The 13,092-nt window shown below is 62.5% G+C and carries 12 protein-coding genes; 7 read left to right on the top strand and 5 right to left on the bottom strand.

Translation table 11 applies throughout. From position 1 onward, the window contains the following. Positions 1 to 144: 144 nt before the first annotated feature. A complete protein-coding gene (locus LJ738_RS09240; RefSeq protein WP_227786045.1) occupies positions 145 to 2,439 on the bottom strand; it encodes a T9SS type A sorting domain-containing protein in 2,295 nt (764 codons plus the stop codon). Between the two features lie 107 nt (positions 2,440 to 2,546). Here LJ738_RS09240 and LJ738_RS09245 point away from each other — a divergent pair, with 107 nt between their 5' ends. Next, positions 2,547 to 3,845: a UDP-N-acetylmuramoyl-tripeptide--D-alanyl-D-alanine ligase gene (locus LJ738_RS09245; RefSeq protein ID WP_227786046.1), complete on the top strand. Its 1,299-nt coding sequence runs from the start codon at positions 2,547 to 2,549 to the stop codon at positions 3,843 to 3,845. 21 nt (positions 3,846 to 3,866) lie between these two features. Here the strand turns inward: LJ738_RS09245 and rfbC are convergent, their stop codons facing one another. Then, a complete protein-coding gene (gene rfbC, locus LJ738_RS09250; protein WP_227786047.1) occupies positions 3,867 to 4,415 on the bottom strand; it encodes a dTDP-4-dehydrorhamnose 3,5-epimerase in 549 nt (182 codons plus the stop codon). Continuing rightward, on the bottom strand, positions 4,415 to 5,578 hold the full coding sequence (locus LJ738_RS21485) for a glycosyltransferase family 4 protein (RefSeq protein ID WP_227786048.1): 1,164 nt from the start codon (positions 5,576 to 5,578) through the stop codon (positions 4,415 to 4,417). Before LJ738_RS21485 ends, rfbC begins: the two co-directional genes overlap by 1 nt. Before the next feature lie 157 nt (positions 5,579 to 5,735). On the opposite strand from LJ738_RS21485, the gene LJ738_RS09260 reads away from it, so the two are divergent. The 3 genes from LJ738_RS09260 to LJ738_RS09270 all read left to right on the top strand — a co-directional run bounded on the left by LJ738_RS09260 (position 5,736) and on the right by LJ738_RS09270 (position 8,674). After that, positions 5,736 to 6,032, top strand: coding sequence for a c-type cytochrome (locus tag LJ738_RS09260; protein WP_227786049.1), 297 nt, complete (start codon positions 5,736 to 5,738; stop codon positions 6,030 to 6,032). Positions 6,033 to 6,093: 61 nt separating this feature from the next. Further along, positions 6,094 to 7,401, top strand: coding sequence for a GTPase HflX (gene hflX / locus LJ738_RS09265; protein ID WP_227786050.1), 1,308 nt, complete (start codon positions 6,094 to 6,096; stop codon positions 7,399 to 7,401). A gap of 166 nt (positions 7,402 to 7,567) precedes the next feature. Continuing rightward, on the top strand, positions 7,568 to 8,674 hold the full coding sequence (locus LJ738_RS09270; RefSeq protein WP_227786051.1) for a hypothetical protein: 1,107 nt from the start codon (positions 7,568 to 7,570) through the stop codon (positions 8,672 to 8,674). Between the two features lie 44 nt (positions 8,675 to 8,718). On the opposite strand, the gene LJ738_RS09275 is transcribed toward LJ738_RS09270, so the two are convergent. Both LJ738_RS09275 and LJ738_RS09280 read right to left on the bottom strand, forming a co-directional pair. Further along, positions 8,719 to 9,426: a DUF6134 family protein gene (locus tag LJ738_RS09275; protein WP_227786052.1), complete on the bottom strand. Its 708-nt coding sequence runs from the start codon at positions 9,424 to 9,426 to the stop codon at positions 8,719 to 8,721. Then, the gene (locus tag LJ738_RS09280) at positions 9,416 to 10,222 is read right to left on the bottom strand and encodes a DUF547 domain-containing protein (RefSeq protein WP_227786053.1); all 807 of its coding nucleotides are present in this window, start codon (positions 10,220 to 10,222) and stop codon (positions 9,416 to 9,418) included. Before LJ738_RS09280 ends, LJ738_RS09275 begins: the two co-directional genes overlap by 11 nt. A gap of 269 nt (positions 10,223 to 10,491) precedes the next feature. Between LJ738_RS09280 and LJ738_RS09285 the strand changes: the two genes are divergently transcribed. From LJ738_RS09285 to LJ738_RS09295, 3 genes are read left to right on the top strand one after another with little or no spacing between them, the layout of a single operon-like run. Next, the gene (locus LJ738_RS09285; protein WP_227786054.1) at positions 10,492 to 11,184 is read left to right on the top strand and encodes a TIGR04283 family arsenosugar biosynthesis glycosyltransferase; all 693 of its coding nucleotides are present in this window, start codon (positions 10,492 to 10,494) and stop codon (positions 11,182 to 11,184) included. Beyond that, positions 11,184 to 12,188, top strand: a complete 1,005-nt coding sequence (locus LJ738_RS09290) for an NAD-dependent epimerase/dehydratase family protein (RefSeq protein ID WP_227786055.1) — start codon at positions 11,184 to 11,186, stop codon at positions 12,186 to 12,188. The genes LJ738_RS09285 and LJ738_RS09290 overlap by 1 nt, the downstream gene beginning before the upstream one ends. Further along, the gene (locus LJ738_RS09295; protein WP_227786056.1) at positions 12,181 to 13,071 is read left to right on the top strand and encodes an SDR family oxidoreductase; all 891 of its coding nucleotides are present in this window, start codon (positions 12,181 to 12,183) and stop codon (positions 13,069 to 13,071) included. The genes LJ738_RS09290 and LJ738_RS09295 overlap by 8 nt, the downstream gene beginning before the upstream one ends. The last annotated feature ends 21 nt before the right edge of the window (positions 13,072 to 13,092 follow it).

Here is a 13,092-nt window from a genome sequence, read left to right on the forward strand (position 1 = left end):
GAACTGCTATAACCGGGCGTTCGCAACCTCCCATAAATCAAAACGAGGGAATTTATCATAATCACCCCGCGCTAAATTCCATCGGGTTGATTGTTCTGACTGTTAGGACTCAATACCACTGTGAAGTAGCTGTGCGGGCTGCCCTTACTGCACCAGCAGCCGCTGCACGGCAGCCGCCCCGTCGGCTCCTTCGGCCCGCACCAGGTACACGCCCGCAGCCAGCCCAACCAGGCACAACGTGTGGCGGCGCTGGGCGGCGCCCACGGTTTGCACTACGCGGCCGGTGAGGTCGAGCAGCGTAATGCGGGTGGCAGTTGCCGTCTCGACGGTGGCCGAGGCCGTGGCGGGGTTTGGGTAAATGCTCAGGGCCAGGGCCTGCGCTGCGGCGGGCTTCGTAGCCGTGACCGTGCGGTTGCGGGTGCCGTAGCTGAGGATGCCGCCGGCTTCGGTGCCCACCAAGAGCTCGGGGGCGCCGTCGCCGTTCAGGTCGGCCGCTGCCAAGCCGTAGTGCGCGTAGATTTCCTGGCCCAGCCGGGTGGGCTCGTATTGGCTGGTGAGGGGGTTGTAGAGCACGTCGGTGCGCTCGGAGAAAAGGCCAGCCTGGGCGCGGTAGTTGGAGAAGAAGCGCAGCAGGCCCGTAGCATCGGCCGTGAGCAGGTCGGGCTGGCCGTCGCCGTCGAAGTCGGCTACCGTGGGGCTTAGGTTGAACGGCCGCGCGCCGGTGGCGTCACGAATGCGACCGAAGTCGTTGTCCACCAGCACAAAGGCATTTTCTAACGAGCCCTGGCCGCGGTTCCGGAAGTAGCGAAGGGCCATGCCCGGCTCCCGCACTTCGTTGGTACCGATGAGCAGGTCAACGAAGCCGTCGTTATCCACATCGGTGAAGCAGGGCATGTCGCCTTTGGAGTAGGGCAGCACACCAGTAGTAGCCGCGCCCTGGGGCTTTAAGCTGACGGCATTGGCCGCGCTGAAGGCCACCGGCTGGCCCGCCCGGGCGGTGTTCAGGATATAATAAATGAGGTTGGTGCCCCGGTCCCAGGCGCTGTAGGCCAGGTCGAGGGCGCCGTCGCGGTTCAGGTCCACCAGCACCGGCTTGAGGCCCTCGAGGTTCAGGGCCGAGAGGCCCAGGTAGTCGCGGCTGACGAGGCTGAACACCGGCTGGGTGCGCGTGCCCACGTTGCGGTAGTACGTGAGCGTGGCGCGGTACAAGTTGTTGACCCGGTCGGCGAGGTTGCCAATGAGCAGGTCGGGCAGCCCGTCGCCGTCGAGGTCGCCGAGGGTGGGCGCGGCGCCTTCGCTCACGTCTATCATCTCGTTTTGCAGGAAGCCGGCGGGGCGGTATGCGAAGGCCGGCGGGCCGCTGGCGGCGGTGTTTTCAAACAGCTGCACCGAGTTGCGAAAGCTTACCAGGTCGGCGAGGTTGTTGAGCATGTTGGGCGCCACCACCAGGTCGGGGCGGCCATCGAAGTTGGCATCGAAGGAATAGCCGGCCGGAAAAACCGGCACGTGCACCGGCGTGGCCGCCGAGGGAAAACTCGCGCTGATGCCGGCCTGTGTGAGCACGGGCGCCAGGGCCGTGCCCTGGTTGAGCAGCCGCACCAGCTCGGGGCAGTTGTCGCGGCCGTCGAGCAGGTCCTGGTCGCCGTCGCCGTCGAGGTCGAGCAGCAGCAGGCTGTGGCCGCCGGTGTGGTTGGGCCGCGCCAGGAAGCACTGCTGCCCGTTAAACATGTAGCTAGCGCAGCCCCCGCAGGCCTGGATGCCGCCCCAGTTGTCGGTTTGCAGGTTGAAGGTGAGGGCGCTGCCGCAGCTGCCCGGGCTGGTGTTGAGGTACAGCTCAATAAAGGAGGCGCTGATAAAATCGTAGCTCATGATGTCGAGCTTGCCATCGCCGTTCACGTCCTGGATGGCGGGCAGGTTGTAGCCGCCAATGGTGAGGTTGGCCGTGCCCGAAAACGTGCCCGAAAACCGAATCTGGTTGGTGGTGAGCTGAAAGCTGGGACGGCCGTTGGCCAGCACGTTGCGAAACACTCGGATTTCGCCGCCGTTGATGTAGGTAAACAGGTCGGGGCGGCCGTCGCAGTCGTAGTCGCGTAGCAGGGCCCAGCTTTGCAGGTCGGCGGGAAAGAGTGATTCGTATTCAGGAGCATAAAGCCAGCGGCGGCCGGCCGTGGTGCCAGGCGCGGCCACGCTCAAAAACGTGTAGCAGCGGTTGGTTTCGTGGTCGAAGGCAAACAGGTCGGGCTGGCCGTCGTTGTTCAGGTCGATGGTGCTGAACTGGGGGGTGTTGAAGCCGCCGGCCCAGGCATTGCGGAGGGTATCCGTTCCCTCTACCACCTTGGCCGCGGGCCGGTATTCAAACCCAAATCCGGCGCTGGCCTGTGCTTTTGCGGCGAAGGAAAACGCCAGCAGCGCCAGCAAAAAAACGGTAGAGCGAAGCATGGGCGCTGGTTGGCGTGACAGTTGAGGCGGCCGGATGGCATTGGGTACAAAAATCACGCCCACCTTTGCAGCAATTTACACCCGGTTTGCCCTTACAGTCCGCTCCCATGCTGCTTTACTCCCATTACCTGGCCGCCAGCGGCCACGTCAGCACCGATTCGCGTCAGCCTCAGCCCGGCACCTTGTTTTTTGCCCTGAACGGCCCCAGCTTCCGGGGCGCCGCGTTTGCGCCGCAAGCCCTGGAAAAGGGCGCCTGCCACGCCGTCGTCGACGATGCCGAACTGGCCGCCACCGACCCTTCCCGCTACACCTACGCGCCCGACCCGCTGGTGGCCCTACAGGAGCTGGCCCGGCACCACCGCCAGCAGTTCGATATTCCGGTGCTGGCCATCACGGGCTCCAACGGCAAAACCACCACCAAAGAACTCCTCACGGCCGTCTTGGCCCAGAAATTCCAGGTCCTTGCCACCATTGGCAACCTCAACAACCACATTGGAGTGCCGCTCACACTGCTGCGCCTGCGCTCCGGCGAGCACAACTTCGCCGTGATTGAGATGGGCGCCAACCACCGGGGCGAAATCGCCGAACTGTGCGAGCTGGCCCTCCCCACGTACGGCCTCATCACCAACATCGGAAAGGCCCACCTCGAAGGCTTTGGCGGGGCCGAAGGCGTGGCGCTGGGCAAAGGCGAATTGTTTGACTACCTGGCCCGCACCGGCGGCACAGCGTTCGTCAACACACTCGACGCCCGCCTTCCTTCCCTGGCCGCTGCCGTGCCCACACGCCTCACCTACCCCGGCCCCGCCGACACCTACCCCGCCACGCTGCTTTCGGCCGACCCCGCCGTGGCCCTGCGCCTGGCTGACGGCACCGACATAGCCGCCCAGCTCACCGGCGACTATAACTTCCCGAACTTGGCCGCCGCCGCCGCCGTGGGCCTGCATTTTGGCATCGCTCCAGAGAAAGTAGCTACCGCCCTGGCGCACTACAATCCGCAGAACAACCGTTCGCAGCTCCTGCGCACCGCCGCCGGCAACGACCTGATTCTGGATGCCTACAATGCGAACCCCAGCAGCATGGCAGCGGCGCTGCGCAGCTTCGCAGCGCGCCCGGCAGCGGCTGGGCAAACTAAGCTGGCGGTATTGGGCGACATGTTCGAACTAGGCGACGACAGTGCCGCTGAGCATCGCCAGCTCGGCCAGCTGCTCGCTGAGCTAAACCTACCCGCCGTGCTGTTGATTGGGCCAGAAATGAGCGCCGCGGCCACCGTGGCAGCCCAGACTCAGCATTTTGCAAACAAGGCCGATGCCGCCGAGTGGCTCAAGCAGCACCCGGTACGCGGCCAACAGGTGCTGGTGAAAGGCAGCCGCGGCATGGCCCTGGAGACCCTAGTGGAACTGCTTTGATTTCAATTAACAGTTAAATGACTAAAACGGGCTTTCCAGTTCAGCAAAAGTGGGCAGCACCGCGTCCTTCGGCGACACCAGGGCGTCGGCAATGCCCCACTCGATGCCCAGGTCTGGGTCATTCCAGTGCAAACCACCTTCAGCGGGCGGCGCGTAGTAGTCGGAGCATTTGTAGAGAAAAAGTGTGTCCTCTTCCAACGCCACAAAGCCGTGGGCAAACCCTACGGGCACGAAGAGGATGTTGCCTTTGGCTTCGCTTAGCTCAACTTTGGCGTGCTGACCGAAGGTGGGCGAGTCGCGGCGAATATCCACCACTACGTCGAGGGCGCGGCCCTTGGCCACGCGCACCAGCTTGGCCTGGGCGTGAGGAGGGCGCTGGAAGTGCAGGCCGCGCACCACGCCCGGCTGCGACTTGGACTGGTTGTCCTGCACCCAATTGAGGTCAGCGGGCAGGCCCATTTCCTGCATGAGGCGGGCGCTGAATGTTTCGTAGAACACGCCCCGGGGGTCGCCAAATAGGCGAGGAACGAATTCGATGAGGCCCGGCAGGGCGTGGGTTATTGCTTGCATCAGGACAAAGGTAGGACCGGACTTTTACTAGGGACGAGGTGAATGGCGGCTTTATTTTTCACCTCCGCGACGGCAGTGAGGTACTTGTCCAGCACCAGCTTCTCGTCGAATTTGGTTTCGGCGAGGTGGCGGCTGGCCTGGCCCATGCGCTGCAAATCGGCTTCTGGAAGCTGCAGTACCTGGAGCATTTTGGCGGCTAAGCTTTGGCCGTCGCGCACCTGGCAGAGGTAGCCGTTGAGGCCGTCGACCACGGTTTCGCGGCAGCCAGGCACGTCGGTGGTGACGAGGGGCTTGCCCACGGCCGCGGCTTCGAGCAGGGTTTTGGGGGTGCCTTCGCGGTAGCTGGGCAGCACCACACAGTCGGCCCGGTGCAGGTGGGCGGCCACGTCGTCGGACCGGCCCAGGTATTCGATGTCGCCGGTTTTCAGCCATTCTTCGAACGTGGCGCGGGGCACGCCCACACCACCGGCCTCGTCGAGGCCGCCGAGCAGTTGAATGCGGGTGCCGGGCACGGCCGCCCGAATGATTTTGGCGGCTTCAAAGTATTCTACCACGCCTTTTTCGTATAGCACCCGCGCGACCATCAGGAACACAAACGGGGTTTGGCGCTGGAACTGCGACGCGGGCCGGAACCGGTCGGTATCGACGCCGGAGCCAGGCAGCAGACCGGTGATTTCGGGGCGAATGAGGCCGTTGTCGAGGAATAGCTGCCGGTCGTCGCCGTTCTGGAAAAACACCTTGTGCGGGAAGCGGAACGCGAAGCGGTAGAGGCCCAGCGCCACCTTGCTCACGAAGTTCTTGATGATGAACACCGTGCCCAGCCCGCTCACGTTGTTGATGCTGGGCACGCCGGCCAGCTTGGCCGCGATGCTGCCGTAAATATTGGGCTTGATGGTGTAGTGAAGCACCACATCGGGTTTTTCGCGCTTGTAAATCTGGTAGAAGCGGCGGGTGAGGGCGGCGTCCTGCAGCGGGTTGGTGCCCTTGTTTTCCATGAGAATGGGCACAAAGCGGCAGCCCAACTCGGTTTCTAGCCGCTGCGAATAATCATCGGGCGGGGCAATGGCCAGCACCTCGTGGCCGGCGGCCTGCAAAGCCCGCACGAGGCTGGCCCGGAAATTCCAAATATTCCAGCTGGTATTGATAACGATAGCGACGCGCACGAACGATGACTTGGTAAGGGAGTGACGAGTTAATTGAAGGGCAAAGGTCGGGCCTACGGGGCTTTAGTTGCTTGGTTGTCTACGCTACCCCGTCGCGCTGCCACTCATTCGCTCGCTAAGCCGGTACTTTGTTGCCCATTTGTGTGTTGTGCTTGTTATGAACCTTCGTTTTGCGGCTTTGCTGATGTTGCCCCTGCTCCCCATCCGCCCGGTTCTGGCCACGCCGCCGACGCTGCCGGGCCAGCTTATTTTTCAAAAGAACTGCGTGCGCTGCCACGGGGCCAACGGCAAGAAGGGCGCCAACGGTGCCCACGACCTCACCAAAAGCAACCTCAACGCCTTTGGGCGCACGTATCTGGTGAGCAATGGCATGGGCAAGATGCCGGCCTTTGGCAAGGTGCTCACGCCGGCGCAGGTGCAGCAGGTGGTGGCCTACTCGCTTACCTTGCGCTAAGGCCGGCGCGATACCTGTTTCCTCCCCATTTGCGTAGGGGAATTGATTAGACAACCTCAACATGGCAAATAAATCTTCTGGCGGCCGCAAGCCCGCTGCCAGCACCCGGCATTTCACCACCGACAACGCCAAGACCGGCTACGTGGCCACCAAAACCGGCGGCGCCTACGACACGGCCAAAGAGCAGGAAACCGCCGTGCTGGTGAGCGTGCCCCCACGCCGCCAGTCCGAAGCCCAGACCAGCGAATACCTGGACGAGCTGGCGTTTCTCATCGAAACGGCCGGCGCCACCGCCACCAAGCGCTTTGTGCAGCGCCTCGAAAAGCCCGACATCCGGACCTATGTGGGCGAGGGCAAGCTGGCCGAAATCAAGGCCTGGGTGCAGCACGAAGGCACGAGCATGGTCGTGTTCGACGACGACCTCTCGCCCTCGCAGCTGCGCAACCTGGAAGCCGAGCTGCTGGTGAAAATCGTGGACCGCTCGCTGCTGATTCTGGACATTTTTGCCCTGCGGGCGAAATCGGCCACGTCGCGCACGCAGGTGGAGCTGGCTCAATACCAGTACCTCCTTCCCCGCCTCACCGGCCTCTGGACCCACTTGGACAAGCAGCGCGGCGGCGTGGGCATGAAAGGACCGGGTGAAACCGAAATTGAAACCGACCGCCGCATCGTGCGTGACCGGATTGCCTTTCTGAAGGAAAAGCTCGAAGACCTCGACAAGCAGAGCCACACCCAGCGCAAGGCCCGCGGCGGCCTGGTGCGCGTGGCCCTGGTGGGCTACACCAACGTAGGTAAAAGCACCCTGATGAACGTGTTGGGCAAAGCCGACGTGTTTGCCGAAAACAAGCTGTTTGCCACCGTGGACGCCACCACGCGCAAAATTGTGCTCGACCAAACGCCGTTTTTGCTTTCCGACACCGTTGGGTTTATCCGAAAGCTTCCCACCAAGCTGATTGAGAGTTTCAAGAGCACGCTTGATGAGATTCGCGAAGCCGACCTGCTGCTGCACGTGGTGGACATTTCGCACCCCGGCTTTGAGGAACAGATTCAGGTGGTGAACGACACGCTGTCGGACATTGGCGCGGCCGACAAACCGGTCTTACTGGTGTTCAACAAGATAGACCAGTACAAGCAGGACGACGCCCAGCACGACCCCTTCGGCGAAGTGCTGGATGCCGAGGACGACGGCACCGCCCCGCGCCCGCCGCTGGCACAGCTGCAAGCCACGTACATGGCCAAGCTGCACGACCCGGTGGTGTTCATCTCGGCCCAGGAGCGCACCAACCTGGAGGAGCTGCGCGAGCTGCTGGCCAAGCGCGTAGCCGCCCTACACCAGCAGCGGTACCCGTACCAGGCCGCGAATTACTAACGGCGCATCGGAGTATGAAAAACGGCGGGGCTGGCAGCCCCGCCGTTTTTCATGTATGCCCGGTCGGTTGTTACCCTATTGTTGCCGCAGCAGCCGTTGCGTAGCCATTAGATGAAGATTTGCGTAAGGGCATTAGTCGGACTAACAGGTGCGGCCCTCTTGCCTGATGCGTGATTTCTCCTTACTTCGTTTTGCGGTGTGTGCGTTATTGCTGGGCCTGACCCGGACTGCCGTGGCGCAGGACGCGCCCGTGTATCCGCCCCCCGCTCCGCTCGATACCACGGGGATGGGCGGCACCCCCGATTCCCAAGCGTTTGCCAATTCCCAAGTGGTGGGCATGGGCCCCAGCAAGGGCCTTATCGTGAAGTACGAGCGGATACCGGGCAGCTTTAGCCTGCGCAGCACCGGCGTAAACGGCGCACCCGACTACCGCACGGACGTGACCAAAAACGCCAACCTGGTGGTGAAGGCCTACGCCCCACTGCTCAACCACCCCCACCTAAAACTGGTGCTGGGCCTCAACTACGACCGGCAAGAGTTTCAATTCAGCGAGCCGGCGGCCAGCGACCTGTACGGGCTTTATGGCAACATCCAGAACAAGGGCCTCACCACCATTGGCACCCAGCTGGCCGTGATTCGGCCCGTCGATGCGGTGCACTGGTACCTGTTCCGGACCAAGGGCGAGCTCAACGGCGACTACAATTCCGACGAGCTCAGCATCAGCGACTACCTGAAGGTCACCACCGAGTTTATCTACGGCTGGAAGCGCAGCCCCACGTTTGCCTGGGGCGTTGGCGTGCAGTTGGGCTACACGCTAGGCCGGCAGAGCATCTACCCCGTGGTGGTGTACAACCGCACGTTCAACTCGCACTGGGGCATTGAGGCACTGGCCCCGGCCCGGGTGCTGGTGCGCCGCAACCTCTCGCCGCAGTCGCTGCTGTTTGCCGGCTACGAAGTGGCCAGCGCCAACTACAACCTGAAGCTGCGCAACGCCTTCGCCTCGCCCAACAACCCCGCGGTCACGTCGCTGGAACTGCGCAAGATTGACTTGAAATTCCGCCTGCGCTACGAGCACGAGCTGCTGTCTTTCCTCTGGGCGGGGGCGGAGGCGGGCTACCGTTACAATTACCAGCTCAACTCCTACGACCACAGCAACAACGGCCGCGACCAAATCATCGATAGCCAGCTTGGCAGCGCGCCCTACGTCAGCCTGGACTTGTTTATTGTGCCGCCCCGCAAGCTGCTGCAAAAAGCGCAGCGCCCTCGTAAGTAGCTATCTAGCAGCAAGTATCAGGTTAGCTCAATTTCTGACTGCGTTCAGGGCAGTAGGCGGATAATAAAGTTTTTGAGTGGGTTCTTTTTGATGATGGTGACCAGCTGGCCATTGGCGTACTGGTACTCGTCTTCGCGGCCGTCGCGCTGCGCCCGGCACGTGTGGGCAGCGGGGCTGCTCAGACTGAAATAGTCGCCAAAGTATTCCGCAAAGGCTTTGCGGTTCCCACCGGGCTCACCGAAGAAGAGGTTGGTCACAGCGTAGGTAATCGGCTGGGTTTCGGTGGCGCGGTAGTGGTGCTTGTATTGGTCGGCCACGATGTCGTAATGGTCGCCCTTCCACTCGGTGCGGGAGGAAAAATCCCCCTGATTAGTGTGAGCCTCCACCGTCGAGAGCAGGAGCTGCCCGTTGCGGAAGCGGTTGCTCACCTGGTAATAGATTTTCAGATGGTAGAGCAGGAAGTTGACCTTCACGTCGCTCACCAGGGTGTACAGCACGTCGGTACCCGCCTGGGGCCGGCGGGTGGCCGTCATGGTGCCCACCCGGAGCCCGGCTACTTCAATGGCGTACCGGCGGGTTTCCACCAGCGGCGCCGATTTCAGCGCCTGGGCCTGCCCGACCGAGGGCAACAAACACAGGCCGCCAAAAGCTAGCAGGCGCCGCAGGACAGCCGGCCGAGTATAGCGCAGCACGGGGCTTCCGTCCAGCTCAATTTGGCGTTTGGCTTCCGGTCCGGCGGCCTTACTGCTCATTCAGGCTCCAGTTGTAGTCCAGGTACGTGACCTTGGTGCCGTTGCTGATTTTGGCGGTGGAATACTTGTTCACCCAGCTCACCACCGACTGGCTGTTATTGCTCCAGTCGCCCTTGTACCAGTCGAAGTACTTGGAAAGTTGGGCGGCGTCTTTGCTGATTTTGTTTTTGGCCGGGTTGTTCAGGAAGTCGTGGCCCTGGTCGTCGAGCTGGCGCTCGAGCTTGTCGGCGGTGTAGGCCTCGTTGCGCAGCCGGGGGCAGGAAATGGACGCGCACACCAGCGCGAAGTGAATGCGGGGGTCGTTGTATTTCTTGCGCAGCGTGCCGTGCTCAATATTATCCAGGCTCATCTTAGTGCCGCCGATGCTGAAAAACTTGGCTGCCCAGGGCGTGGTCACAAAGGGAATCTTGATTTTTGAGCCAATGTCCTTGATGCTCTGCACCGGGTAGTGGTCCAGCACCAGGCGCATGGTGTAGGCATTGTAGGCGTTAATCCAGTAAGCCATCTGCTCGTGCTTGCTCCAGCTGGCCGCCGGCGGATTCTTGCTCAGCAGGTCGAGGTACTGGTTGAATTCCTTCTGGTCGGCCTTCAGGCCCTTGTAGTTGACCAGGCCCTTCTCGTTCACATACTTTTTCAGCAGCCGGTCGTAGGCGCTGTGGTCTACTGCGGTAGCGGCATTGCCGGCCAGCGCCTTGTGCTCAGGCAAATGCGAAGCGACAGCCGGCGTGCGGAAGGCGGTGAGCGCCGTCAGGCCGAGGGCCAGCAGGGCTACGGCCGGTAAGCAGGTTATTTTCATGGAATTGGTCATCAGGCCCATATACGTGCCGCCGGCCCAATAAAGATTTCTGCTGCTCCAAACTGCCCGGGCCTGCCATTGCGTAAGCTTCCTAAACACCTCTTTTCCGATGCTCTTTACCGCTGCGTTGCCGGCCTTGCGGTAGCTGCTATGCCTCCCCTTTCAGCGGTTCTACGCCTACAACGCCTACTAGCGAAGTCTTTTAGCCAGTGAAGCTCGTAAGTATGGCAAAATGTGAGGAATTTGCGCCTCCTACCAACTCAACCGTTATGGCTCTTAGCGTTATCATTCCCACCTACAATGAAGCCGCTAACATAGCCCAACTCGTAGCCGACCTGCGCCGGCATGCCCCAGCCCACCAGGTCGAAATACTGGTGGTGGACGCGCACAGCCCCGACGGCACCGCCGAAGCCGCCCGCCAGGCCGGGGCCACCGTGCTGCTGGCCCCCAAGCCCGGCCGCGCGGCCCAGATGAACTTCGGGGCCCAGCACGCCACCGGCGACATCCTCTACTTCGTGCACGCCGACGTGGGCATTCACCCCGACTACGTGGCCACCATTGAGGCAGCCGTGGCCGCGGGGCACGAGGCGGGCTGCTACCGGTTTCGGTTCGACTCCAAGCACCCGTTGCTGCGCATCAACAGCTACGGCACCCGCTTTCCGGGCATCATGAGCCGCGGCGGCGACCAGACCTTGTTCGTCACGCAGGACCTGTTTCAGCGGCTGGGCGGGTTCAACGAGCGGTTTGTCATCATGGAGGATTTTGAAATCATCCTCCGCATCCGCAAGGTGGCCTCCTTTTTTATCATCCCCCAAGACGTACGCGTGTCGGCCCGCAAGTACGAAACCAACAGCTGGCTGCGCGTGCAAATAGCCAACCTGACGGCGTTTTCGCTGTTTTTCCTGAAGGTGCCGCCAACCCGCATCGCGCGCACCTACAAAGCCATGCTCAACTACCGCTGATGCCGCCCACCGTTCTCGTTACCGGCGCCAACGGCTTCCTGGGGCGCCACATCGTAGCCGAACTACTGCGGCGCAACTACAACGTGCGGGCCCTGGTACGGCCCCAAAACCGCACGACCTCTTCGGCCCTGCCGCCGCTGCATAGCCTAGGCATCGAGTGCCGCGAGGGCGACATCAGCCAGCCCAACACGGTGGCGGGCGCGGCCGATGGCTGCATGGCCATTATCCACGCCGCCGCCCTGGCCCAGGTGAACCCGGCCCGCAACCCAGCCGTGTGGGCCACGAACGACACGGGCACCGAAACCGTGCTGCGGTTAGCTCAAGAAGCTAAAGTTGAACGATTTGTGTACGTGGGCACAGCCAACGTCTTTGGTTTTGGCACCCTCTCACAGCCCGGCGACGAAACCCGGCCATTCTCCGGCGCCCGCTACGGCCTAGACTACATGGACAGCAAGCGCGCCGCCACCGTCCGCGTGCAACGCGCCGTAGCCGAATGGAACCTGCCCGCCGTGCTGGTGCACCCCACCTTCATGCTGGGTCCTGGCGATGCAAAACCCACCTCCAATGCCCTGCTGCTGGAGCTGCACCGGGGCCGACTATTGGGCTACCCGCCCGGCGGCAAAAACTACGTGCACGTGCGGGACGTGGCCGTGGCCACCGTCAACGCCCTGAGCCAAGGCCGGATTGGGGAATCCTACATCTTGGGCAACCAGAACTTCAGCTACCGGGAAGCCTTCCGGTTGATGGCCCGCATCATGGGCGTGCCGCCACCCCGGTGGCCCATCCCGGCGGCCGTCGCCAGAGCTTACGGGGCGGCTTGCGACTTGAAAGCCCGCTGGAGCGGGCAGCCGGCTCAGCTCAATTCGGCTATGGTGGCAGTGGCCAACGATGGCCACTATTTCAGCGCCCAGAAAGCTATTGTCGAACTTAGCATGCCCCAAACCGCTTTAGAGCAAGCCGTTCAGGAAGCCTTCGACTGGTTTAAAACCAACCATTATGTTTGATACGAACCCCCTGGCGGGCACCCTGCGCACGGCCAGCCCCACGTTGTCGCGGCCACCCAAAGTGGTACGCACGGGGCCGTTTGCGGGCCAGGTGGCCATCGTCACCGGTTCCGAATCGGGCATTGGCCGCGAAACGGCCCGCGCACTCTGCGAAAACGGAGCCGCCGTGGTGCTCAACGGCCGCAACGCCGAGCGCCTGGAGCAGACCCGGCTGGCCTTTGCACAGGCCGGGCTGGCGGTGGCCAGCTGCCAAGCCGACGTGACGGACTATGCCGACTGTGAGCGCCTGGTCGATACTGCCATCCAGGAGTTTGGCCAGCTCAATATCCTCATCACCAACGCCAGCATTTCGATGCGGGCCTACTTTGCCGACATGCAGCCCGAGGTATTCCGGCAAGTGCTCGACAGCAACGTGTACGGCACCGTGTACCCGCTCAAGGCCGCGCTCCCGTACCTGACCAAAACGCGGGGCAGCGTCACGTTTATCTCCTCCATCTCGGCGCTGAACGGCATGCCCAGCGGGTCGGCGTACTGCGCCGGCAAAGCGGCCGTGGCCAACCTGGCGCACACGCTCCGGCTCGAGCTCGACCACACCGGCATTCACTTCGGCGTGGTGCACATCGGCTTCACCCAGAACGACCAAGACAAGCGTGTGCTGGACGCAGCCGGACTGCCCGTGCCCATTGCGCACCGCCCGCCGCGCTGGCAAAAATCGCAGGTGCAGGTGGCCGGCATTATCCTGAATCACATTCGGCGGCGGCGCCAACGCACCGTAATTTCGGCACTAGGCCGCCTGATTGTGTTGATTCATACGTACCTGCCCCGCCTGGGCGATTGGGTGGTGCTCACAACAATTCGGCGCCTGCGGCATTTCTACGAATAACCGCGGCCGTAAACCCAGACC

Source organism: Hymenobacter plasmatis (assembly GCF_020711255.1).
In the GTDB taxonomy this organism is placed as follows: Bacteria; Bacteroidota; Bacteroidia; order Cytophagales; family Hymenobacteraceae; genus Hymenobacter.